Annotated in this window: 22 protein-coding genes and 1 riboswitch; of the genes, 7 read left to right on the top strand and 15 right to left on the bottom strand. The window is 53.3% G+C overall.

Annotated features, from left to right (window positions below):
• Positions 1 to 21: 21 nt before the first annotated feature.
• On the bottom strand, positions 22 to 1,245 hold the full coding sequence (locus RB298_RS11445) for an MFS transporter (protein WP_096774267.1): 1,224 nt from the start codon (positions 1,243 to 1,245) through the stop codon (positions 22 to 24).
• 192 nt (positions 1,246 to 1,437) lie between these two features.
• Here RB298_RS11445 and RB298_RS11440 point away from each other — a divergent pair, with 192 nt between their 5' ends.
• Together RB298_RS11440 and RB298_RS11435 are read left to right on the top strand one after the other, a co-directional pair.
• Positions 1,438 to 1,836: a winged helix-turn-helix transcriptional regulator gene (locus RB298_RS11440; protein WP_486047096.1), complete on the top strand. Its 399-nt coding sequence runs from the start codon at positions 1,438 to 1,440 to the stop codon at positions 1,834 to 1,836.
• A 284-nt stretch (positions 1,837 to 2,120) separates the two neighbouring features.
• Positions 2,121 to 2,747 carry a dihydrofolate reductase family protein gene (locus RB298_RS11435; RefSeq protein WP_486047095.1) on the top strand — a complete coding sequence of 209 codons (627 nt, stop codon included), beginning with the start codon at positions 2,121 to 2,123 and terminating at the stop codon, positions 2,745 to 2,747.
• A gap of 155 nt (positions 2,748 to 2,902) precedes the next feature.
• On the opposite strand, the gene RB298_RS11430 is transcribed toward RB298_RS11435, so the two are convergent.
• From RB298_RS11430 to RB298_RS11415, 4 genes are all read right to left on the bottom strand, one after another.
• Positions 2,903 to 3,901, bottom strand: a complete 999-nt coding sequence (locus RB298_RS11430) for an ABC transporter substrate-binding protein (protein WP_486047094.1) — start codon at positions 3,899 to 3,901, stop codon at positions 2,903 to 2,905.
• A 34-nt stretch (positions 3,902 to 3,935) separates the two neighbouring features.
• Positions 3,936 to 5,651 carry an ABC transporter ATP-binding protein gene (locus RB298_RS11425; protein WP_486047093.1) on the bottom strand — a complete coding sequence of 572 codons (1,716 nt, stop codon included), beginning with the start codon at positions 5,649 to 5,651 and terminating at the stop codon, positions 3,936 to 3,938.
• Between the two features lie 90 nt (positions 5,652 to 5,741).
• Positions 5,742 to 6,776: a FecCD family ABC transporter permease gene (locus RB298_RS11420; RefSeq protein ID WP_096774272.1), complete on the bottom strand. Its 1,035-nt coding sequence runs from the start codon at positions 6,774 to 6,776 to the stop codon at positions 5,742 to 5,744.
• Positions 6,777 to 7,832, bottom strand: coding sequence for a FecCD family ABC transporter permease (locus RB298_RS11415; RefSeq protein ID WP_049788715.1), 1,056 nt, complete (start codon positions 7,830 to 7,832; stop codon positions 6,777 to 6,779).
• A 228-nt stretch (positions 7,833 to 8,060) separates the two neighbouring features.
• Positions 8,061 to 8,121: riboswitch (Fluoride riboswitch) on the top strand.
• A gap of 72 nt (positions 8,122 to 8,193) precedes the next feature.
• On the opposite strand from RB298_RS11415, the gene RB298_RS11410 reads away from it, so the two are divergent.
• A complete protein-coding gene (locus RB298_RS11410) occupies positions 8,194 to 9,519 on the top strand; it encodes a voltage-gated chloride channel family protein (RefSeq protein ID WP_486047092.1) in 1,326 nt (441 codons plus the stop codon).
• 17 nt (positions 9,520 to 9,536) lie between these two features.
• On the opposite strand, the gene RB298_RS11405 is transcribed toward RB298_RS11410, so the two are convergent.
• From RB298_RS11405 to RB298_RS11395, 3 genes are read right to left on the bottom strand one after another with little or no spacing between them, the layout of a single operon-like run.
• Complete coding sequence (locus tag RB298_RS11405; protein WP_096774275.1) at positions 9,537 to 10,220, bottom strand: hypothetical protein; 684 nt, start codon at positions 10,218 to 10,220, stop codon at positions 9,537 to 9,539.
• A complete protein-coding gene (locus RB298_RS11400; RefSeq protein WP_486047091.1) occupies positions 10,217 to 11,107 on the bottom strand; it encodes an ABC transporter ATP-binding protein in 891 nt (296 codons plus the stop codon). The genes RB298_RS11405 and RB298_RS11400 overlap by 4 nt, the downstream gene beginning before the upstream one ends.
• Positions 11,107 to 11,475: a GntR family transcriptional regulator gene (locus RB298_RS11395; protein WP_009591066.1), complete on the bottom strand. Its 369-nt coding sequence runs from the start codon at positions 11,473 to 11,475 to the stop codon at positions 11,107 to 11,109. Before RB298_RS11395 ends, RB298_RS11400 begins: the two co-directional genes overlap by 1 nt.
• Before the next feature lie 232 nt (positions 11,476 to 11,707).
• Here RB298_RS11395 and RB298_RS11390 point away from each other — a divergent pair, with 232 nt between their 5' ends.
• From RB298_RS11390 to RB298_RS11380, 3 genes are all read left to right on the top strand, one after another.
• Positions 11,708 to 12,841: a phosphodiester glycosidase family protein gene (locus RB298_RS11390; RefSeq protein ID WP_486047090.1), complete on the top strand. Its 1,134-nt coding sequence runs from the start codon at positions 11,708 to 11,710 to the stop codon at positions 12,839 to 12,841.
• Between the two features lie 172 nt (positions 12,842 to 13,013).
• Positions 13,014 to 15,170, top strand: coding sequence for a restriction endonuclease fold toxin (locus RB298_RS11385; RefSeq protein WP_452515722.1), 2,157 nt, complete (start codon positions 13,014 to 13,016; stop codon positions 15,168 to 15,170).
• Between the two features lie 19 nt (positions 15,171 to 15,189).
• A complete protein-coding gene (locus RB298_RS11380) occupies positions 15,190 to 15,591 on the top strand; it encodes an immunity 7 family protein (protein WP_096774279.1) in 402 nt (133 codons plus the stop codon).
• A 169-nt stretch (positions 15,592 to 15,760) separates the two neighbouring features.
• On the opposite strand, the gene RB298_RS11375 is transcribed toward RB298_RS11380, so the two are convergent.
• The 4 genes from RB298_RS11375 to pxpB form a co-directional block, all read right to left on the bottom strand.
• On the bottom strand, positions 15,761 to 16,399 hold the full coding sequence (locus RB298_RS11375; protein WP_213579052.1) for a pyroglutamyl-peptidase I: 639 nt from the start codon (positions 16,397 to 16,399) through the stop codon (positions 15,761 to 15,763).
• 64 nt (positions 16,400 to 16,463) lie between these two features.
• Complete coding sequence (locus RB298_RS11370) at positions 16,464 to 17,225, bottom strand: LamB/YcsF family protein (RefSeq protein WP_486047089.1); 762 nt, start codon at positions 17,223 to 17,225, stop codon at positions 16,464 to 16,466.
• Between the two features lie 7 nt (positions 17,226 to 17,232).
• Positions 17,233 to 18,240 carry a 5-oxoprolinase subunit C family protein gene (locus tag RB298_RS11365; protein ID WP_486047088.1) on the bottom strand — a complete coding sequence of 336 codons (1,008 nt, stop codon included), beginning with the start codon at positions 18,238 to 18,240 and terminating at the stop codon, positions 17,233 to 17,235.
• The gene (gene pxpB, locus RB298_RS11360) at positions 18,237 to 18,956 is read right to left on the bottom strand and encodes a 5-oxoprolinase subunit PxpB (RefSeq protein ID WP_096774283.1); all 720 of its coding nucleotides are present in this window, start codon (positions 18,954 to 18,956) and stop codon (positions 18,237 to 18,239) included. Before pxpB ends, RB298_RS11365 begins: the two co-directional genes overlap by 4 nt.
• Before the next feature lie 238 nt (positions 18,957 to 19,194).
• On the opposite strand from pxpB, the gene RB298_RS11355 reads away from it, so the two are divergent.
• Positions 19,195 to 19,371: a hypothetical protein gene (locus tag RB298_RS11355; RefSeq protein ID WP_009591058.1), complete on the top strand. Its 177-nt coding sequence runs from the start codon at positions 19,195 to 19,197 to the stop codon at positions 19,369 to 19,371.
• Between the two features lie 121 nt (positions 19,372 to 19,492).
• Here the strand turns inward: RB298_RS11355 and RB298_RS11350 are convergent, their stop codons facing one another.
• The 3 genes from RB298_RS11350 to RB298_RS11340 are packed head-to-tail and all read right to left on the bottom strand — an operon-like array spanning position 19,493 to position 24,162.
• Positions 19,493 to 20,704, bottom strand: coding sequence for a VWA domain-containing protein (locus RB298_RS11350; RefSeq protein ID WP_375120177.1), 1,212 nt, complete (start codon positions 20,702 to 20,704; stop codon positions 19,493 to 19,495).
• A gap of 3 nt (positions 20,705 to 20,707) precedes the next feature.
• On the bottom strand, positions 20,708 to 23,062 hold the full coding sequence (locus tag RB298_RS11345; protein ID WP_375120178.1) for a DUF5682 family protein: 2,355 nt from the start codon (positions 23,060 to 23,062) through the stop codon (positions 20,708 to 20,710).
• A complete protein-coding gene (locus RB298_RS11340) occupies positions 23,059 to 24,162 on the bottom strand; it encodes an ATP-binding protein (RefSeq protein WP_096774286.1) in 1,104 nt (367 codons plus the stop codon). Before RB298_RS11340 ends, RB298_RS11345 begins: the two co-directional genes overlap by 4 nt.
• Between the last annotated feature and the right edge of the window lie 12 nt (positions 24,163 to 24,174).

Genomic DNA, 24,174 nt, shown 5'->3' with positions numbered 1-24,174 from the left:
CCTTCATCCTAAATTGTTGTTTCATGCCGCTGGCATATCCGGCTTATCCGATTTATCCGGGTTTTCCGAATCCTTTCGTTCCAGCTTCAAGCTCCATCCGGTGAGCACGACCGCACCGGCCACCATCAGGGATCCGATCCACGCCGTATGAATCAGGCCCATGGAATTCGTGATCAAGCCGCCTAAAAAAGCGCCGATGGCGATACCGGCATTAAATGCGGCAATGTTCAGCGCGGACGCCATATTCACGGCTCCGGGCGCAAAGCGCTCGGCCAGCATCACAACGTAAACCTGCAAACCCGGCACGTTCATGAACGCCAGGAATCCCATAAGAATAATCGTGATGAGTCCCGCCGTTTGAAACGGTGCGGTAAACGTAAGTGTAACCAGCACCAAGGCTTGGGCTATAAACATGTAGAGCAGGGCTTTCAGCGGGTTGCGATTGGCCGCTTTCCCGCCGATCACGTTACCGACTGCAATGGCTATCCCATAGACAAGCAGGATGACGGCCACCGTATTTTCATTGAAGCCTGTTATATCCTGAAGCAATGGGGATAAATAAGTGAAGACAACAAAGGTCCCGCCATAACCGAGAGCCGTAATCAGAAGCATGAGCAGCAGTCTTCCGTTCGTCATCAATTTAGCCTGGTCGCGGAATGAAGTGCGTTCTCCTTTAGGCAGGTCCGAAGGGACCAGGATACTATTCGCAATCAGCGCAACGATGCCGACCGCCACAATCGCGACAAAAGCAAGCCTCCAGCCCAACTGCTGACCGATAAACGTTCCGAGCGGAACGCCGGTGACCGTGGCTACGGTAAGGCCCGTGAACATAATGGAGATCGCCGATGCCCTGCGGTTCTCAGGCACCACGCTTGCGGCGATAATCGAGCCGATCGACATGAATACGCCATGTGAAAAGGCCGACAGGACCCGTGCTGCAAGCAGGACGCCAATGGAAGCTGAGCTCGCTGCCAAGCTGTTACCGATAATAAAAATGATCATAATCCAGAGCAGCAAAGTTTTCCTGGACATTCTGGACGTGAGCGACGTGAGAATCGGCGCACCGAAGGTAACGCCCAGCGCATACATCGACACGGTTAATCCGGCTGTCGTCACGGAGATATTCATATCCTCCGCAATCAACGGCAGCAGCCCTACGCTGATGAATTCCGTTGTTCCGATGGCGAAGGCACTGACGGCAAGCGCTATAAGCGCAAGCAAACTTCTTTTTTTATCTATAATCATGATGTTCCTATTTCCCCCTATCCTATTCTCTTGCTTGTATATTGTAAAAATATGACGTATGGTGTAATCCAGCCGGCAAATGCTATTATGATTCATATCATCACTTGTGTGAAGAACGTACTTTTTTGTAATGTAGGTACCTGACAGTACCCTAGGCACTTTTTGGTGCCTATCAAGAATAGGAGGCTCCATATGCAAACGAAGAAATACAATATAGCCGTCGAAGCAACATTGGAAGTGATCGGGGGCAAGTGGAAATGCGTGATCCTCTGCCATCTGACCCATGGCCGTAAACGGACCAACGAGCTGAAGCGCCTCATGCCGCACATCACCCAAAAAATGCTGACGCAGCAGCTGCGAGAGCTGGAGGAAGATGGCGTGATCAATCGCATCATTCATAATCAAGTGCCGCCTAAAGTGGAATATGAGCTCAGCGAGTACGGCAGAAGTTTGAGCGGAATTCTGGATATGCTCTGTGCATGGGGCGAAAAACATATTTCGAAAGTATACGGGGACAAATTCAGCGTGCTTGAGGACAGCATCCTGAACGATAAGCTGAAAGCCGTGGACGAGCCGGCGGATGCACGCTAAATCCGGATCGCATGCCGCGATTTTAACGTGATCTTGTGATTGATTGAGCCAACACCAAGTAAATTTCTTTTCTCCTTAACAGTAATAAACCAAGGGCAAGGACCGCCTGCGCGGACCTTGCCCTTGTTACATCCTGCACCTCTGTTTTTTTGCGTCACCTTGAATTTAGCAAATGATAAGAAATTTAATCATAACGCGGGTGCTATACTGATCCTGGAAAACCGTTTTCTTATACAACAGAAAGCTTTCCATAAAGATCATTCAGATGAAAGATGTACCGATCTATGTCACAAGTTATCGCTGAAATGTCGATGTCATTGGACGGATTTATCACAGGTCCGAACCATAGCGCCCGCTTGCCCCTTGGCAAAGGCGGCGAGCGGCTTCATGAATGGATTTATGAACTCACGAGCTGGCGCGAAATGCATGGCCTGACCGGGGGCCAGTTTAACCGGGACGCGGAGCTGATAGCCGAATCCAATCGCAGAACCGGCGCTGTCGTTCTTGGCCGCACGATGTTTGATCATGGACAACCTTTTTGGGGAGATACGCCCCCTTTTCATATGCCGGTATTTATTCTGACTCATGAAGAACGGCAGGCAGAAACGAAGGATGGCGGTACGACTTATACCTTTGTCACGGATGGGATCGAACGGGCATTGGAACTAGCAAAAGCTGCGGCGGGGAACAAAGACGTCAAAATCGCCGGAGGAGCCAACGTCATACAACAATATATGGGAGCAGGCCTGCTGGATGAGCTCTTGATCACGCTGGTGCCGATCCTTCTAGGCAACGGTCAGAAATTGTTCGAACATCTCCCCTCCGATATCGAATTCGTTCGTACAACCGTCATCGAATCTCCCGGGGTTACGCATCTGAGGTACCGTCTTATTCACCGCGCCAATGCTTGATGGTTTCTGCATGGCTTGCGTTTCGTCATTTCCACGGCCAATGCAAATGGCAGCCCTCTTCCTCAGGGTCTGCCATTTCGCTGCTGCTTGAAGAGAGGATCAACGTCACCTCCATGCCGCCCGCATTTCTATCCGAGGAGCACCGATACCGCGGTTTATTTCGTTTTCTCCTTCTCTTTTTGGCTAACGATCATGTCCGTCACTTCCTCGGCCTGAGCCAGGACCGCAATGGGATCAAACGGCCAGAATCGCTTGGCATCCATATAAAACACGTGATCCTGCTTCACCGCTTCAATCGAAGTCCACACCTTATCCTTCTTATCCATCTCGGCCCCGTTGGACTCATCAAAGAAAATATAATCGCCTGCATAATCTTTGAGCACTTCCAAGGAAACCTCCTTGTAAGTCACGTTGGCATCAATCAATTCCTTTTGGATCGCTGCCGGAGGCGTTAGCTGGAGTTCCTTATAGATGGCCAAGCCCCCGCGATAAATGCCGTCACCGTAGAGGTAGAAGGTTTTGCCGAATGCGCCGAAGATCGAGAACGTCTCACCTTCTTCCAACACACCGTTCACTTTTGTGCGCAGCGCTTCAATTTTTTCATCAAAACCGGCAAGCCATTCTTTTGCTTCTTCTTCCTTGCCAAGGATTGCGCCGAGCCCCTCTACTTCTTCGTGCACGCCTCGATAGGTTTCATAAGGAAGAATGACGGTCGGTGCGATTTTGGACAATTTCTCGTATAGCTCCGGGTCCGAGTTTGCGCTGATAATCAGATCGGGGTTAAGTTCCACTATCTTCTCCGCAGAGCTTTCCCCGGTGTTCTCTATGCCATCGATCTGGTCCTGGATATGGACGTTCTCCAAATCCTTCGCGGTGGCGCCTACCGGCTTTTCTCCGAGCAGCAGCAGTGTTGGCAAGTAGGCATCCACTACAATTCGCTGAGGATCCGTTGGAATTTCGATGTCTCCGTTAATTGTCGGCACCTTTTTGGTTGTTGGGGCTGGGGCTTCGGTCTTCGGAGTATCCTTCCCTGTTGCTGTTTCGCCTGCGGAACCGGCTTGATTCGCCGTATTTCCATTTGCGCCGCATGCCGAGATGAAGATCGAGCATAAGACAAGGATGGTGAGCATGACGCGTAATTTTGACTTGAACATATTTTACAGCCTCCTAATTATGGTGTTGGTTGAATCAAGCCCCGAATTGAGCTCGATGCAAACGGCTGTATATGCCGTGCGCCGCGAGCAGATCCTCATGGGCTCCTTGTTCGGCGATGCCTTTGTCCGCAACGACCACGATGCGATCCGCGTTCTTGATGGTTGCGAGCCGGTGGGCAATCACCAGCGTCGTTCGTCCTTCCGAGAGCTCGGCAAGCGCCTGTTGAATCGCCGCTTCGGTTTCCGCATCAAGCGCGGACGTCGCCTCGTCGAGAATGAGGATCGGCGGGTTCTTGAGGAACATCCGGGCTATAGACAGTCGCTGCTTCTGTCCGCCGGACAGCTTCACGCCCCGCTCGCCAATCAAGGTGTCCAGCCCATCCGGAAGCGAAGCAACCAGCTCTTCAAGCTGGGCACGGCCCACCGCTTTCATGATGTCGCTGTCGTCACCATCTAACCTGCCATAGGCGATATTTTCGCGGATGCTGCCATCAAACAGGAACACGTCCTGCTGGACGATGCCAATATGGGAACGAAGGGATTGCATCGTCATGTCGCGAATATCGATCCCGTCTATCGTTATCTTTCCGGCTTCCGTGTCATAGAAACGAGGCAGCAATGAGCACAACGTGGTCTTGCCCGCTCCGGACGGCCCTACAAGCGCGACCGTTTCGCCTGCGCGAATAGACAAATGGACATCCTCCAGGACGTGGTCTTTGTTCTCGTACCCGAAGGTTACGCCATGAAAGGCAATGTCACCACGTACATGGCCGACCGGCTTGGCACCCGGCATATCCGCGACGTCGGGTTCGCTTTCCAGAAGCTCCAAATACCGCTTAAAGCCGGCGATTCCCTTCGGATACATCTCAATGACCGCATTGATTTGTTTAATCGGACCGAGGAACACGTTAGACAGCATGACAAAAGCGATAAATTCCCCGTTGGTCATCCGGCCCTCAATCACGAACCAGGTGCCGCATACCAGCACGAACAGCGAAATGAATTTCATCAGGATAAAGCTGATGGACGAGTTCCAGGCCATGATGCGGTAAGCAATCAGCTTCGTCACGCGAAAGCGGTTGTTGTTCTCGGCGAAACGCGCGATTTCATGCTCCTCATTCGAGAAGGCTTGAACCACGCGGATCCCGCTGACGTTGTTCTCCACGCGTGCATTGTAATCGGCAATATCGGAGAACATGCGCTTGAACGCCGCCGACATTTTCCCGCTGAAATACAGCGATAAATAGATCATCAAAGGAACGATCACAAACGTCATCACGGCAAGCTGCCAGTTGATCCCGAGCATGATGCCCAGCGCTCCGGCAAGCGTCATGACGGCGATGAACAGGTCTTCCGGACCATGGTGGGCAATCTCCCCGATATCCATCAGGTCGTTGGTCATTCTCGAGACAAGATGTCCCGTCTTGTTGTTGTCAAAAAAACGGAAGGATTGCTTCTGAACCCGATCGAACAGCTTTTTGCGCATATCCGTTTCAATGTTGATGCCGAGTTTATGACCCCAATACGTAACTACGTAATGCAGGAAAGAACTGACGACATAAATGCCGAGAAGCCCTAGGCAAGCGTATAAAATCCACTTCCAGTTCCCGCTTGGCAGCAAGTCGTCGATCACGCGGTTGACGGCTACCGGGAATATCAATTCCAGCAAAGCGGCAAAGATAGCGCAGCAAAAATCCAATATGAATAGCCCTTTATAAGGCTTGTAATAGGAAAAAAATCGGCGCAGCATAAGGACCTCCTTAAATCCGTAATGGCGTTAAAAAATATGCAAGCCCTTACCCGTCGCAAGATTGCGCTAGATCCCAGCGATCTTGGGCAGCTAAGCTTTTGTCCTGGAAAGCAGGTACAGGAAGTACGGAGCGCCAATCACGGCAACCACGATCCCGGTCGGAATCTCGGACGGTTGAATAATCCAGCGGCCCAAAGTGTCGGCAGTGATGACCAGCAAGGCTCCGACCAGCGCCGTTACCGGAAGCAGCATTTGATGCTTCGCACCGACCAAGCGCCTGGCCAGATGCGGCGCTATAAGCCCGACGAATCCGATGCCGCCGCTCACCGCGACGCAGGAGGCAGCCAGTCCGACCGCCGCTGCCAGCAGCTTCAATTGCTCCCTTGTAACGGAGGCTCCCAGTCCGGTCGCCGTCGGCTCTCCAAGATTGAGAACGTTCATCACCTGCGCTTTGTACATCACGAAGGGCAGCAGCACAAGCATCCATGGGAGCAATGCCAGGACGAACTTCCAGCTCGAGCCCCAGATGCTGCCTGCTAGCCAGGTGGCAACAAACTGATATTTTTCCGGGCTTAAACGCAGCGTCAGCACGATCATAGCCGCACTGATGCCGGCCGCTACGGCGATTCCCGTCAACAGAAGGCCCGTCGGCTTAAAGCCCTGATTCTTCTTGTATGCCAGCACGCATATCAATGCGGCGGTGCCGCCCGCTCCAATCAGGGCAAGTACCGGCAGCAGAAAGACCGGGGCAGCCGCCGTGCTCGGGAAAAATGAAATGAACAGCATAACCATTAATCCGGCTCCCGCATTGATCCCCAAAATGCCGGGGTCCGCCAGCTCATTACGGGAAATGCCCTGCATAACGCAGCCGGATATCGCCAACCCGGCACCAATCAGAAGCGAAATGACGATCCGCGGCAAGCGGAATTCGAACAGCACCAGCTCCTGCTTGTCCGTCCCGCCGCCAAACAAGGTTTTTATGACCTCAAGCGGCGATAAGCGAATGACCCCCGTGTTCATGCTGATCAGAAATACCAGAATGATTAATGCACCCAGGACAGATAGCGTCATAATCTTGCGCTTCCTGCCTTTACGCTCGTGCATGGTATGGGTAACGGCATCCATCTACAGCTCCCTCCTTTCTTTGCGTGCCAAGTAAAGGAAGAAGGGCACACCGATCAGTGCGATGATCGAGCCCACAGGCGTCTCGTATGGGGGATTCACCATTCTTGCCGCCAGGTCGGCTATGACGACCAGCAAGCTTCCCAGTACGGCCGAGCAGGGAATGATGAGCCGGTAGTCGACGCCGACAAGCTTCCGGGTAAGGTGCGGAATCATCAGACCGACGAAGCCTACCGCACCGACAACCGAGACGGCAGCCCCAGCCAGCACCAGCACGATTACCGTACCGCCCAGCTTGACAAGTCCCGTTCGCTGACCGAGTCCCTTGGCGATATCGTCGCCGAGGCTGAGCATGGTAATGGAACGCGACAATGCAATAGCGCCCAATATAGCAGCAGCTATCCAAGGCAGCATAATTTTCAGATGAACCCACTTAATCCCCGCGGTACCGCCGGCATACCAGAACGCCATGTCCTGTCCGACCTGAAAATACAAAGCTATGCCTTCGCTCAGCGCGCTTAGCAGAGCGCTCAGCGCCGCACCCGCCAGTACGAGACGAACCGGTGTGAGACCGCCTTTTGCCATGGAACTGACTCCGTACACGAGCACGGCACCCAGGCCAGCCCCCAGGAACGAGAACAGAATCAGGTACATATACGGCAATCCCGGAAAAAATGCAAAGCAGATCGCAATGACAAATCCGGCTCCCGCATTTAATCCGAGCAGACCCGAATCAGCGAGCGGATTTCGGGTCATGCCCTGCATGATCGCACCCGATACGGCAAAGCAGGCACCCACCATCGCTCCGCCGAGGACCCTCGGCAGCCGAAGCTCCTGAATAATCTGATGCTCCGTCACATCGGGATTAAAGAAGAACACCGCTTCCCATACGTTTCGCAGATCGATGTCGGCCGCGCCGAGCGATATGGATAAAGCTATGCCAAGCACCAATGCTGCCACGCCCCCGGTAAGAATCAGGGTCGCAGCCCATGGGCGCCCTTTGATATTGGCGTGGGTCTTGGCATCCGTAATACTTGGATTGGACGTGTTTGATGACATCATTTTCCCCTCAATTTTATGATATTGATTATCATTATCATTGGTAACTATAAAATAGACACCTTTCTTCGTCCATGGACAATTTGAATTTCTCCTTGGAAAAAAGTCCATGTCCAAGTCAAGCACTTTTTTCCAGGTCTATCGCAGCAATCCGAATTAAGCGTTCGTTTAAACCCTGATTTGTTGTCTGTTGACATATAAGCCGCCGGTCCATTACAATAAATGCTAATTGAATGAGGCGATGGAGTTCGCCATAACTGCTTCCATAGCTAATGACTCCTACCAGAGGTCGCTTTCCTGGTAGGAGTCTGTTTGTGTATAGGGGGGTTAGCGGCGAATCTATAGAAACGGGTGAGCTTGCATGAAGAAAAAATGGATTGAAAGCGCCGGGAAACGGTCATTGGCCTTGTTATCCGGTTACTTCATCAAATGGGTCGTTCTGGGAAGCCTCGTGGGATTGATGACGGGCAGTGCCTCCGCCTTCTTTCTCTACAGTCTGGACTACGTAACCTCCCTTCGCTTGGGAAATCCATGGCTGTTATACCTTCTTCCCTTGGGAGGTGCCGCAGTCAGCTTCCTTTATTACAAGTTCGGCAAGAGCAGTGCCAAGGGAAATAATCTTATTTTGGAACAAATTCATGGCGGAACCGAAAGCATTCCATTGCGAATGGCGCCGTTGGTTCTGATCGGTACTTTAATCACCCATCTATTCGGGGGGTCGGCAGGTCGTGAAGGCACCGCCGTTCAGATGGGGGGCAGCTTGTCGGAGTGGCTCGGCAAACTTATCCGCGTAACGCCGGCGGATCGAAAAATACTGTTGATCTGCGGAATCAGCGGCGGTTTCGGATCGATCTTCGGCACGCCGCTGGCCGGCACGCTGTTCGGGCTTGAAGTCCTGGCCATCGGGCTGGTCTCGCATCAGGCTCTCCTGCCTGCATTCGCGGCCAGTATGGTCGGAAACCTGACCGCTACCTCTTTATGGGGCGTCAGCCATCTGCATTATCCGATCGGAGATATTCCGGCATTGGGTTTTATGGTGATCATGAAGGTCGTCTTCGCCTCATTGCTATTCGGTCTGACAAGCCGGCTGTTCAGTGAGCTAACCCATTCGCTCAAGCGGTGGTACGGTTATGTTTTTCACAATCCGATGGTCAAAAGCGCTGCAGGAGGCGTCATCATCATTGGGCTGGTCTACCTGCTCGGAACCCGCGATTATCTGGGACTGGGCATCCCGCTGATTGAAGCGGCCTTCGCTGGCGAAGTTTCGCCTTTTGCTTTTCTGGGCAAAATTATCTTTACCTCGCTGACGCTCGGAGCAGGGTTCCAGGGAGGCGAAGTCACCCCGTTATTTGCTATCGGGGCAACGCTGGGCAGCGCATTGTCGGAGTGGATCGGATTGCATGCCCCTTTCTTGGCTGCTTTAGGTTTCATCGCGGTATTTTGCGGAGCGACAAACACCCCGATTGCTTGCTTTATTATGGGAATCGAGCTGTTCGGCGGTGAAGGCGCGGTGTATATGTTTATGGCCTGCGTCATCAGCTACCTCTTTTCCGGTCACTCCGGCATATACACATCGCAACTTATAGGCACTTCCAAACACCCGCAGCTTTCGTACCCGCCGGGCACGACCCTTGCCGGATCGAAGGCGTTTAACAAACACAAAGACAACAAAAAGACGTCCGAGTAATCGGACGTCTTTTGCCTTTACACCGAGCTTTTACGAATCGAGCGGTAGCTGGAGAGTGCGAGGATAACCGAGATGGGAATGAGCCACAGGGACAATTCAAAGGCAGTGTATCTGACAACCCAGTCAATCACTTGCCCCCACCAGCCGTAGTGGGTGACCAGAACGCTGGCCCCCGACAATAGAATGAAATAGGCCGCGAACATAACAAAGGTCTTGATGCCGCGATGACGAAGATAGAACACGCCGATTCCTATCCCGATAAAGGCAAAGGTAAGCAGCAAAATGAAATAAATGATGAATTGTTCGAATAACGTGCCGTCATTCAAATACGGCAGTTTGAAGAACGATAACCGTTCTCCCCAAGAGCTCGTTAAGCTTTCTATTTCGGCTAATGCCAATAATATAATCGACGTTAAGACGCTGTACGATACCACCATCAGAACAGAGCCCAGATAGAAGTCCGTTCTTCGAATGCTGAATCCGAGGGAGAAGGGAAACAGCTGGAGCACCGATACCAGAGCCGCGATAAACACATAGATAAAGATCGTTGCCAAACCCCCGGCATAGATCGCTTCACCATTAACCATTACGCTAATAATGTAATTGACCAGAAAGCTGAATGCCGTGATGGCCCAGGGCAAGTAAAACCAGGATAGTTTCTGTCTCGAATAAATATGGATTACGCCAGGAATTCCGTTCATGGTTGGACCCCCACCTTTTCGCGCTTAGTTAAATATACGATCAATTGTTGAAGGGAAACGGGGGTTGTTTCCAAGCCCAATTCCTCCGCCTCTTTTTGCAGCCTCGTTGTCGCGCTTCCCATCACCGTGACGGACAACATGGAAGCGAACGATTCCCGATGTATCACTTCGTGCCCTTGAATAAACGATTCAACCGTTCCGGAAGGACCGACGATCTTAAACGCACGCCCCCGCAAGTCATCCGTAGTATCATCAAGTAAGATTCGGCCGGAATCAATGACGATAATATGCTCCAGCAATCTGCTGACCTCATCAATCAAATGCGTGGACAGAATAATCGTGCGCGGATGATTCGTGTAATCCTCGATCAGATGATCATAGAACAGCTCCCTGGCCACGGCGTCCAGTCCAAGATAAGGTTCATCAAAGATCGTTATGGGCGCGCGGCTGGCGAGTCCGACGATGATGCCTACCGATGAGAGCATGCCGCGGGACAATCTCTTTACGAGTCGTTTCATAGGCAGCCGGAAAACCTCGATCAGTTTATTCGCATATGCCGCATCCCAATTCGGATAAACGTTGGCGGCAATTCCCATAACGTCCTTGACCGTAAAGATATCCGGATATTTCTGGCCTTCCTTAATGAAGCATACCTGCCGGATCACCTTATGATTTTCGTATGGATGTTCTCCGAATACGCGAATCTCCCCTTGGCTCGGGAACAGCTGCGCCGTTATCATCTGCATGATGGTCGTTTTGCCCGCGCCGTTCCTGCCCAGCAATCCATAGATCTTATTCGCCTCGATGGTAAAGCTTACATTATCGACAGCCTTCGCATCCTTGTATGCCTTGCTCAAATTCTTAACTTCGATCACGGTTTGGCTCATCAGTCTTGCTCCCCTCTGCGAATCATTTCCGACAATTGATCTTTGGTAATCCCAAGTTTGGCCGCTTCCTTAACCATGGCGACCACATACTGTTCATAAAACTCCGTCTTGCGCTTCTCCATCAGCAGTTCACGAGCTCCAGAAGCTACAAACATGCCAATCCCCCGTTTCTTGTACAAAATTCCTTGATCGACCAGCAGATTAACCCCTTTGGCAGCTGTAGCCGGATTGATCTGGTAAAAGGCTGCAAACTGATTCGTTGATGGAACCTGCGTTTCCTCAGGCAGTCGTGCTTCGATGATGTCGTCTTCAATTTTGTCGGCAATTTGCATGAATATCGGTCTGCTGTCATCAATCTGAAATGCCATTTACCTCACCAACTTTCGTTTATAACCTCGTTACATAATTGGTTAGTTACTCATGTAATTAACCATATAAGAGATGAGCTTCTTTGTCAATGGGTGATCGGAATTTTTTTACAACGCCGTGCCATGAACATGGACTTTTGTCCTAAACAAATAGTCCCTGCAAGCCGATAAAATATAGGCACTAATACTACGCCCAATACAGATATAGAGACAAAGGAGCTTGAGAGGAAACATGAAAAGAATCATTGCAATCATTGTACTGGCCATGCTGACGGTCATCACGCCGCTTTATGCCGCATCCGCCCCCAAAAATTTGGCCTACGTGGACAAGAACAGCCAATCCTTCATCTCGGTCGGGGTACTCAAGACCTATGACGGTGTAAAGGTAGCTTATACAGCTGCAGAGAAGAAACTCAACATCACACGAGACGATACAGCCCTCACGCTGTACCTGGGCAGTCGGAATGCTTATGTAAACGGCAAAAAGGTGCAGGCAAAAGCAGCCCCGTTCTCCGAGAACGGCACCACATATGTACCGCTGCAATTTGTCAGCCAGCAGCTTGGCCTTAAGCTGTCCTGGAGCAATAACAGATCCACCCTGAACATTACGGACGGCAGCGTGTCAAACACCCTTCCCGTTCTTTCGGGGAACATGATGACCGGTTCATCCAAGGCCGTGACGTCGGCCAGAAAAACATTTAAAGTAGGAGCGCGTTCCTTCAGCGCCCAGGTCGTCACCGTTTCGCTGCTCCATCCGAAGGTGGAGCTGGACGTTGTTTTGGCAGGCAATAAAGCAGGCAAAGTCGAAGACTTGCGGAGCATAGCGAAGCGCAGCAATGCCGTGGTTGCCATCAACGGGACGTTCTTTGACGCCTATACTTCGGGAACGTACAAAGCACCGTACGGTTATTTGGTCAGCAAAGGCAATATTTTTCACAAGGCCTCGGGAGATAACCGGACGATCTTCACCTATGACAGCAACAATCTGGCGACGATGATGCCGGGACTCGACTTCAAATCCGTATATGAAACAGGCCGTATGGAAGGAGCACTTCAAGCGGGTCCGCGTCTGTTGACCAATGGCAAGGTGACGCTGGACGTCAAGAAGGAAGGATTCAAGGATCCGAAGATACTGACGGGCGGCGGTGCGCGAAGCGCGCTCGGCATCACGAAGGACCACAAGCTGATTTTGTTGACGACAGGCGGCGCTACCATTCCCCAACTGGCGGAAATCATGAAGCAGGCAGGTGCCTACCAAGCGATGAATCTAGATGGCGGGGCCTCCAGCGGATTGTATTATAACGGCTCTTACTTAACGACGCCAGGCCGTCAGATCAGCAATGCCATCGTCGTAAAATATAAATAATGAACCCTCTCCTCTGGTTAACCGGATCTTCCGCCGGCCGCCAGAGGAGTTTTATTTTATGAGCAGCACTACCTCCGTCTCGAACCGCATATGCTGATCAAAGAAATGTTTCACTATGAGGACCATTTGTGTAAATATATAGCAAACTGTCTATCGGGAGCCATGGGAAAGTTTGTGGTTGATTCAGCGGGGGGTGAATTCCATTACATCGTCAATAGCGGTTATTCGGACGAGAGTCAGGGACACCATGGAGCGGATATACGGGGTCTTAAGGGAATGGATCGGAAAATATCCTATCCTTTCAAAGGTTTATCACTTGTTTTCCTGGATTTCCTTGGCGGTGCTCGTTGTAAGTCTGGTTCTGATCGAAGAATCGCGTACCATGCTTGTTCAATATTTATGGTCCTTCTACGTGCTGCTGCAATTTTGGCTGTTAAGCCGGAGCAAAACGGTCGCCTGGAAGCAGGTCAGCTTATTTGTTCTCTCGGGCGTTCTCTTGGTCATTCCCTTGACCAACGGGACCATGCAGGGTCTGCATATGATATTCGGAGGACGGACGACCGACACATGGTCATTTGCCGTCATGACCCCCATCATCGAGGAAATTTACAAGCTGCTGCCGCTGGCAGTATATTTGTTTTTTTCAAGAAGAGCCACTTCATTGAGCCTCGGCGATTACGTATTATTGGGCGCTGCTCCCGGCATTGGCTTTCAATTTATGGAGGAGCTGTCTAGACGGCTGGTCCAAAGCAATTACGGAGTTTCTTTTCTTGGCGGCAAAACGCTGCATTGGGAGTTCTTCGATTGGTTTCCCGGCTACTTCGAGGAAAGCTTTATTCCTACCATGATGAATGTTACGCATCCTGTACATAGTGCCATGATCGCGCTCGGCATCGGCCTCGCTTTTCGCTTCTCCAAACGCCTCACATGCTGGGCCTATGCTTTTCCGGCGATCCTGCTGCTCTGGGCTATCCTGAATCACGCGGCCTGGAATGGCCAGAATCGGCTGCCGGATTGGATACTTGCCCTTCATGAGTGGACCGGGGAGGGCTACCGAACCGAAGGATTCTTCCTGACCCTGCTTGTTCTCGGCTTGTTCATCGACTACTGGGACCTGCATCGAATACGCGACCGACTGCCTGTGCTTAAGGGGGAAGCCCTCATCAATCCGTTAACGGAGCTTTGGCAGATGACGCGGGCTTTGTTTACGGACCGGAAACGCCTGGGCTACTTGATCGGTTTCTACCGTGAGCGGCGCGAGCTCGGATACTCGCTGCTGTACGGCAATCTCGAAGCCGCGGGCCAAAGGGATCAGGTTCAGGACAATGTAAGAAAGTATTCTGCCGTTCTGGGAGCCATCGGAATCCTCATGCTAGCTGCCGGGATCCTAGCCAGCGTTGGCGATTTCATGACGGCAGCGGACTCCTCCTGCTTTGCGTGCCTGTTCGACTCCCTCCAGAATTGGTGGGATCGGCTTAGCGGCTGGGAACAAGCGGGCATCATACTGGGCGCCTTTGCCCTGTCCCTGCTGTTTGTCAGCTTCTGGCCAGCACTCGGCATTGCCATGACAGGTGCCGGCATTGCCGCAGGGGGACACGAAATCGCTGGATACATCCGCGATCCGAAGAAGCTGCTTTCTCCTCAAAACGCGGCCGCTGCCGTGCTAGCCGTGATCCTCAGCCGGATCCCGGTAGGCAAAGGCCTCTCGTGGCTGTCCAATAAACTGGGCCCGCGGGCAAGAAGATGGTTGGATTCGCTCACCGATAAATTCGGCTCGAAGACGCGCGAAAAGCCGGATGGGCCCCATGAACAACCGCGAGAGAATCCACGGAAGCCTGACGATGACCATGAGCATAATAAGCCGGACGAAGACAAACCGAATCAAGATAAACCGGATAACGAAAAGCCCGATGAAGATAAGCCGAGTGACAAACCCGATAACGAAAAGCCTGACGAATCAAACGACACCCCCCAAGAGGCACCGAGATATTCCGGGGAGCTGCAGAAGGTCAACAAGCCGGACGCGGCCGCCGATGCGCTGGCGGAACGGCTCGGCGGAGAATCAAGAATGAAGTTTGATTCCGATCCCATCGGCCGGGAATTCGACGCGATTAGCGATGAATACATCGCCCAGACCAAGCCTGCCCTCCAGCAGGTGAACAAAAAGGTGCGCGATCAAATGAAAGCGACCTTCGAAGCTGCCGAGCAAACCGGCAGAAAGGTCTATTATCATTTTGAAGGGGAGCCTGCCCAATCGGTTATTGACAAACTGCATGAATACAGCCAAAGATATGGAATAGAAGTCCACATCGATACCGATCCATTATAACGACAAGGAGTGAGCTTTCATGTACGAATTTCACGGCTGGGCTACCATTCAAGAGAGTCCTGCGGAAGCGGATGCCGGGCAGCTCGATATGATCATTCAGAAAATACAGCTTAAAATTACCGAATTCGCATGGGGCAGCGGCTTGTTATCCTTAAATGCGGCCAACGGCTCATATTATCTTCATGTCGGCGGGTTTACCAACCGCAAGGGAGCCGAAGCTGCCGAGATTGTAGCGTTGTACCAATTGATTGGCGAAATCGCTCCCGGTTCATACGGTTTGCTGTACACCCGGGACGATGAGAACTTGGAAGGCTACGATAACGAGTTCCGGGTTCAAGTACTGGCACGCGGACAACTACAGGAGCAGCGCGACGCGTTCCTCTCTCCTTGCGTGCCGGTGATCGAAGATCAAGTCGACTAACGACGATATCCGCAGGGTCCTTGCTTCGAATCTATGCGTATCGTTGTCTTAAAAAATCCCGCATCCCTTCATGCCATGTTTCCATGGAAGACGGGGTGCGGGATTTCTGGTTTATCTGAATATGGCCTGGTTCGATGTAACACTTGTCGAACGAGCTTTTAAAAAGCCCTTAAGCACGTCCATTCAATTCATCGATCGTTGCTTGAACGATGATCCGCAGGCCCTTCAGCATCGTTTCATGCGATAGGGTCGGCAGGGACGGCTTCTCCACGGCCATCTCCGTCGAAGCCGGAAAATGCACGAAGCCGGCAATAGCAGACCGTTGCTCGCGCCGGATTTCATTCAGAATCGCATACATCGTATTGTTGCAAATATACGTTCCGGCTGTATTGGATACCGCTGCCGGTATCCCTGCTTCCTTCAGCCGGTCGACCATCAAACGGATCGGAAGGGTTGAGAATAATCCGTCCGGTCCGTCAACGTCTATAGGCTCGTCTTGCGGCCGTGCACCCCGGTTATCCGTCATCGTCGAATCCGGCGGTATGTCCTTGATGTTAATCGCGATCCGTTCCGGCGTAATGGCGGTCCGGCCCCCCGCCACGCCGCAAGCGATGACCGCATCGGGTTCGCATGCCTTCATCTCCTGCAGCAGAATGTCCGCGCATTCGTCGTAATGCACGGGAAGAAGCAGCGTCCGGATCTCGGCCCCAGGAAAGACCTCTTGCCGGATCTCCTCAACCAGTCTCTCCGTAGGATTGACGGAACTCCCGCCAAAGGGCTCAAAGCCTGAAATTAATATTTTTAACATATGGCATATCTCCTGTACTCGTTATGTAAGCTGCCTGGGTCATTCGTAAATATTTAACTGATCATTACGATTGGATCGCTTGTACGTTGACGCCCTCGGCTTCAAGCCGGGATCGCAAGGTGGTGGCGAATAGCGATGCGTGCGCACCGTCTCCATGTATGCAAACGGTGTCCGCTGTTATCGGGATCAGCTTGCCGGTCAAGGATACCACCACGTTTTCCTTAACCATCCTCACCACCTGCGCGACGGAAGCTTCGGGATCGGTGATGACGGCATCCGGCCGATTCCTCGGCGTGAGGGAGCCGTCGTCCTGGTACGTGCGGTCCGCAAACACTTCACTGGCTGTTCGAAGCCCTGCTGCTTCCCCTGCCGCGATCAGCTCGCTGCCTGCCAATCCAAACAGAATGAGGGTCGGATCGATTTGTTTGATGGCGGAGGCAATCGCGTCTGCCAGGGGCCTGGAGGCTGCTGCCATATTATAAAGGGCTCCATGCGGCTTTACATGCTGAAGCCCGGCTCCTTCCTGTATCGCAAAAGCCATCAAGGCCCCCACCTGATAGGTGACCATGTCATAAGCCTCAACGGGCGTAATGTCCATCCTTCTTCTTCCGAAACCGGCCAAATCGGGCAAGCCCGGATGCGCGCCGATGGCGGCGCCGCTCTCGACCGCCTGACGCACCGTTGCCCGCATGACGGCCGGATCGCCTGCATGGAACCCGCAAGCGATGTTAGCCGAGGTGATGCTTCGAAGCAGCTCCTTATCGTTGCCCAGCTTGTAAGCTCCGTAGCTCTCTCCCATATCGCAGTTCAGGTCCACTCGAACCATGGCGAAATCACCACTCCTTTAATTTATGCTTGATCATCGCTTCCATCATTCGAAGCTCCCGGGCGCGGGCCGCGTATAGCCGTTCCGCTTCCGCCAAGGAAATTTCCGCAAAACGGATGCTGGCGCCTGGCGGCAGCTGGGCGATCAGCGGAATATCGACCGAAGCCACCTGCGCGATTTTGGGATAGCCGCCAAGCGTCTGCCGATCCGCCATCAGAATAATCGGCTGGCCATCGGAGGGAACCTGTACCGTTCCCAGAGCAACCGGCTCGGATATGTATTCCTTTGCTTGCCTTAATGTCAGCGGCGGACCGGACAATCGGTAGCCCATACGATCCGATTGCGGAGTAACGGTGAACCGATCCCGGAACAACGCTTGCTGGCTGTCGTCGTCAAAATCATCGAATTGACGTCCGTTCAGCACGCGCACCACCGCATCTTGCCCGGTGAAGTCATACCCTGAAGCAGAAACGGACCATTTCGCGGTGAGAAAGCCGCCGGAATCGTCAACATGAAGGTTTCGTTCAGACGAATCCACCGGAAGCCGGGAAGGATGGGCATGCAGCGTATCCCCTTGCTTGAGCGCTCTTCCCTCATATCCGCCGATACCTGCCCTTAAATACGTGCTGAGGCTGCCCATGACCGGCGGGACATCAAATCCGCCGGATACGGACATATAAGCGCGGCACCCCGCTGCCGGCTGTTGAAAGCTCAGCACACGCCCCGCTTTGACCAGCACCGGGCGCCACATGGGCACCTTTACGCCATCGATTAGCGGCGATAAATCCCCGCCTGTAAGGGCAATCCAACAATTGTCGTGAAATTCAACGGCCAATCCTGACCATGTGATCTCCAGAACGGCGTGTTCGCCCTCATTGCCGACAAGTCGGTTGGCAAGCCGATAGGCATAGTCGTCCATGGCTCCAGCCGTAATGATACCGTACCTGCCGTAACCCCGTCTCCCTGAATCCTGAAGAGTCGCCAGCAGACCCGGCTTGATGACGGTCATGCTCATAGTCTCACTTCCCTTAACCGCTCGTATTCCTCGGCTTGAATGGGCCGGAACCGAATATACTGCCCGCTTTTCAACAGCGTTGGCGGCTCGGCGCCGGGACGAAACAATGCGAGCGGCGTCCGGCCGATAATCTGCCAGCCGCCCGGCGTTTCAATCGGATAGATGCCGGTTTGCGTCCCGGCGATTCCAACGGAACCAGCCGGTATTCGCAGTCTGGGCGTCTTTCTCCTCTGGGTTGCGATTTGCTCCGGGATTCCTCCTACATACGGAAACCCGGGGGCGAAACCGATGGCATAGATCAAGTAATCCTGCCCGGAATGAATCTTGACGACATCCAAGGGCGACAGATGATTCTTCCGGGCCACCTCGTCCAAATCCGGCCCGAATTCGCCTCCGTAACAAACCGGAATATCGACAACCTCGTAAGGCCTCCGGTTCTCGTCTGCCGTGTTCGCCTCCATCCGCTGTTCCAGCATCGAGCATACATATGCAAATACCGTATCGAATCCGTCAGGCTTTTCGATCTTATGATAATCGTAGTAAACCGCGATGCTCGTAAACGACGGGATGCATTCGATCCAGCCCATAAATGGCTCCCGTTCCAATCGCCTCGTCATGTCTGTGACCTGACGATGCACCTTCTCGCTCACGAAGTCCGCAAATTGAATGAGGACGGCCGAATCCCCAAGGGGGTAGAACGTATAGGACTTGCTCATCGTACATCCTCCGTTCTGTATGTACTGCCTGATCTCCGTCTATCCTGAAAGGATTATCCCTATGATAGCAGAGAAACAGGCATTCGTTGAATACGAAATTCTATTATCATCGATGAACATGAGAAACGGTCAGCTTCGTGCCGAACATGCCGCCGGATGCTGTTGCTGCCCTTTTTGCATAAAATTTAGGCATCCTTGGCAAAATACAGAAGTCGTACTAGCATAAGGAGGTGCCACTATGAGCGAACAAAACCGTAACAGCAACGAACCGACAAAAGCGGAAGTCCAGACTACGAAATTGAACAAAATGCCGGTTCCAGGTGAATTTGACACCGAGTTCTCTGCCGAAGAAGCAGCCGAGGTGTTTGAACAGCAGCAGCCTAACGCGGGTCAAAACACCGAAAACCAATCATAATAACATGCAGAAGACCTCACGTATGATCCGTTGTTTACGGGATCACGGTGAGGTCTTTTTAGTCGGTCATCTAACAAGCGAACCGGATTTGGGCTTAAAGCACCCCGCCCTGGATCAGCGTTTATATCCCTTTGGTGCCAATCCGCTTCGCGAGCTCCGCCAAATCCTGCCCTTTGAGGGCGCCCTCCACCAGCTGCGGAAGAAGCGCAGGAGTGCATGCGAAGCAAGGGGTGCCGTCCCGGGACAGCTGTTTGGCTACCTGCTCGTCATAGAAGGGTTTACCCTCGTCGGATAAAGCGAGAAGACACATCGTCTTGACCCCCGCTTCCCGCAATTCGCGCATGCGCCGGATCAGTCCGGCCTGATTGCCGCCTTCATACAGGTCTGAAATGATGATGAACAGCGTCTTTTTCGGCTCCTCGATAAACTGCTCGCAATAAGCGACCGATTTATGAATATCCGTCCCGCCGCCGAGCTGGATCCCGAACAGCATATCCACCGGGTCATGGGCACACTGCTCGGTCAGATCAACGACTTCCGTATCGAAAACCACCACGCGGGTGTCCAGCGAGGGAATGCTGGCAAATATGGATCCTACAACCGAAGCCCAGATCACGGATTCCGCCATGGAACCGCTTTGGTCGATATCCACGATGACGGTCCATTCCTTGCTCCGTTTGGCTCTGTCAAAATAGTAAAAACGCTCCGGCACGATCTGTTTGCGGTCCGCATCATAGTTTTTCAGATTGCGCTGTATCGTCCGCTTCCAATCGATCCCGCTGAGCCAAGGGAGCGGCGTATGCTGCCTGCGGTTCAAGGCCCCGGTCACCGCCCGGCGGATATCCTCGTGAAGGCGCTGAACCAGCTCATCCACAACCGCCTTCACCAGCTGGCGTGCCGTTTCCTTCGTTTTCTCGGGGATTTTCCCCTTCAGGGACAGCAGCGTGCCGACCAGCTGTATATCCGGCTTGACCGTAGCCAGCACCTCGGGCTCAAAAAGCAGCTGCTTCCAGCCTTTTCGTTCCATGGCATCATTCTGGATAATGGACACCACGTCTTCCGGAAAAAAGGAGCGGACGTCACCCAGCCACTGCGCGAGCCGAGGGGCCGACTTCCCCTGTCCGGCTCCCCGCTGTCCCGAGGGCGCGCTGCCTGCATCCGTCCCGCCGTCCGTATTATCGTATATTGCAGCAAGCGCGCGGTCCATGATGCGTTCTTCCTCCGACAGCTGAATGCTCCCGTCGGGGCTGAAGCCCGCGAGCTGAGACTCTGCCGACTGGCCCAGAATGAGCCGCCATCGCGATACTTGGTTGGATTCTTGCATACTGCTCATAGCCTAAAAATCCTCAAAATCAAAATCATTCAATTCGTCCAGCATTTTTGCTTCTTCCTCCTTCAAGTCACCGGTCAAAATCTCGGCGGCCTGCTCTGCGTTCACGCCCCAAAGTTCGCCAAGCAGCTCTGCTATCATCGTCTTTTCCTTGGGCGAGAAGCTGCTGAACGCCCTGCGCAGAAAAACAAGGGCGCGCGCGAACTCCTCATCGTCCAGGGACAGGATGTATTCATTCAGCTGCTCCCACAAGCTTAACCGTGATAGCAGGGCATAACGGTTCCGCATCGATAAGCCCTCGAACCATCCAGCCCCCAAATCGGCCGGAATGCCGGGGGAGAGTCTGCGCGAAACTTCTTCGGCGCACTGCTGCGCGGAAATCGCGTTCCGCTCCATTAAGACCGCGCAGGCATACCCCGACAGACGGGCATTGAGATCATCCCTTTCCGACAAATGCCGAAGCTCTTGCAGCCAAAGTTCCTCGTCTACCTGCTCGGCATGCTCCATCGCAACGCTGTTCAGCTCATTCATAGCGGTGATCATCGAGCCGGACACCTCATCGCTGCACTGGCTGCCATCAAGCAGGAACAAGCAAGCGCGCATAAACAGCTGCTGAAGCAGCGGCACTAACGGCTCCGTATCCATTCGCCGGACCCCGCCATAACGGATCATCACGGATAACGACCGGGAAGCGGCCGCGATCTGTACGACATCACGGCTGTCCACAGCCAGCTTCTGCAGGGTCTGCCTGCCTGCTTCCATCTGGTGAATCATCCCGCACTCATAGGCGATTCGGATAAGCGAAGAGGCTTCGGCAATCGAGCTGCAGTCCGCCAGCTTCTGTTGGAGCATATAAGCGGCGGCTACTTCTACCGTCTCTCCCAGCAGCGTGGACTCCACGACCTGGATTTCAACCTCAGGCGTCCATTTCACAACCCAGTGCTCCGCCCACGCCGCCTGCTCCTGCCCGCTCGGCCTCGCGCTGACGAAGTCAATCCCCAGCAGCTTCAAGCGGTGAAACAAGAAGGAACGGTTCAAATCCAGATAGGCGGATTCTTTCGAAGCAACCCTCCGGTTTTCGCGCAAATCCAGAATTACATCGCTGGCCACAACCGATTTATATTTCTCCAGCTTCAACCTTTTGAGCTGGCGGTTCAGGTCGTCCTGGATCGGCGTCTGGCTGACGCCTTCGGCCAGCTCGCCGATCGCCGTGCCGATATCCGTTCGGGCAAGCTCCTCTGCCACGACGGCAAGCTCACCGCGCCCAAGCAGCGTCTGGGCCGCATCCCGCAAATCCCGCAAGGTGGGGATGCCGCCCCCATGGAGCGCGGCGAGCGACTCCGCCAGCCGGACGGCTTCGATCACTTCTGCCGTTGACCGGTGGGTCCCTTTCTTTCTCATCGAGCCCGCCACCAAGGATAAATACTGATGCGGCAATTCCGTTAGCGCGCCCTTCAGCATCCGTTCCCACATCATTTCAAAATAATGGGGAGCCGCATTTCCTGCGCCATAGCCGGAAATAGACGACAGTTTATAGTAAGAGTATGGCATCAGGGTCAGTTTGGTTGCCCGGGAAGGCAGCTGAGTTAATTCCTCGTCGCTCATCGGGTTAGACAAATCGCTAAGGGCAGGGGCATGGTATGCCCCGCAGACGACTACAATGCGTTCGGGCTCATGCCCCGCCGCAATCGCTTCAACAATCTGACGGCGCATGTAAGACTCCCGAACGGCATTGTAGGCGTACTCCACTGTATCCTCAAGCCGTTCTCTCTCCTCCGAAAGCTCTCGCATATGCCCGGAAAAAGCCGTTATGGATTGCCGGTAAGACCCCGCGTTTAAATTATGTTCATAACTCCGCTCCCAGTACATATCGTAATCGTATTCGCCAGCAAGCTCGGCTATCCGCTCATATACGGATTTTCCGGCCGGCAGGCTATCATCCGACGGCTCTGCTGCACCTGAAACGCTTCCCGGCTTCCCGTCTTCGGACTCTTCCCCGCCAGAACCGCCTACCGGGCTGCGGCGGAGCTCCTGAAGGCATACGGCTGAGGACGACGGCAGATCGATAAATGCGGCGTAGGCTCCATGCTTCTGCGCCCATTTCATCGCCTGATATTCCGGAGAATATACCGCAAAAGGCCAAAGTACGGTTTGTACCGGCACTTCTTCGGTAAATGCCAATATGGCAACCGGCGGCTTTGTCGTGGCATGGACCAGATGCCGGATTTCCCCGCTAGCGTCAGACGGTCCTTCAATGAGGACGGCGGTGGGATCGATCTCATCCAGAAAATCTACTAAATGCTTCGCACCGGCGGGTGACAAATGCCGAACGCCAAAAACATGGATGCCGGCGGCATTCACTTGTTTATCTCCTTACATGCTTGATATAAGCTCCGCCACTCGGCACCGCGCTTTTTCATCACGTTGTCGAGATATTCCTTCCACACGAGCCGGTCCTTATCATCATCCTTCACGATCGCGCCTTGAAGTCCTGCTGCCAAATCCTCGTCGGTGAGCTCCCCGCTGCCAAAGCTGGCTGCCAGCGCCATGCTGTTGGTCAGGAGCGAAATCGCTTCAGCCGTCGAGATTACCCCGGCAGGAGACTTCACTTTTTCCTTTTTATCCAGGGTCATGCCGCTGCGCAGCTCGCGAAAGATGGTAACTACCTTAAGCAGTGCTTCATCTGCAGGAGCAGCAGCCTGAAGATCGTAAGAGGAAGCAATCTCCGACACCCGTTTCTTCACGATTTCGATTTCGGTTTCCAGATCCGCAGGAGCCGGAAGCACGATGATGTTGAAACGGCGCTTCAGCGCGGTCGACATCTCATTGACCCCGCGGTCTCTCGTATTCGCTGTAGCGATAATCGAGAAGCCTTTTCGGGCATTCATTTCTTTTCCGAGTTCAGGCACCGATATCGTCTTTTCGGACAAAATGGAGATGAGGGCATCCTGTACCTCCGAGGCGCAGCGGGAAATCTCTTCGAACCGGGCGATCCCGCCCGCTTCCATCGCCCGCATGATCGGGCTCTGCACCAGCGCTTCGGGGGTTGGGCCTTGGGCAAGCAGCATGGCGTAGTTCCAGGAATACCGCACGTGTTCTTCGCTTGTTCCAGCCGTGCCCTGTACGACCAATCCGGAATTTCCATAGATTGCTGCCGCCAGATTTTCGGACAGCCAGGATTTGGCCGTGCCCGGTTCCCCGATCAATAACAGGGCGCGGTCGGTTACCAGGGTAGCGACCGCCATCTCGATCAGTCGTTGGTTTCCGATATATTTAGGCGTGATTTCCGTCTTGCCGGCCTTGCCGCCAACGATGAATTTGAGTACGGATTGAGGGGACATCTGCCATCCGGCAGGAATTTTCCCGGTATCCTCCTTGCGCAGCGCTTCCAGCTCATGACGAAACAGTATTTCCGCGGGCTGACGCATGATATCTTCCAATTGCTCTTGACCTGCTCCCATGGTTCCACTCCT

Source organism: Priestia sp. BR_2 (assembly GCF_041954005.1).
In the GTDB taxonomy this organism is placed as follows: domain Bacteria; phylum Bacillota; class Bacilli; order Paenibacillales; family Paenibacillaceae; genus Paenibacillus_AQ; species Paenibacillus_AQ lautus_A.
Note: the sequence above shows the minus strand (reverse complement) of the source record. Positions and strands in the feature narration are given on the sequence as shown.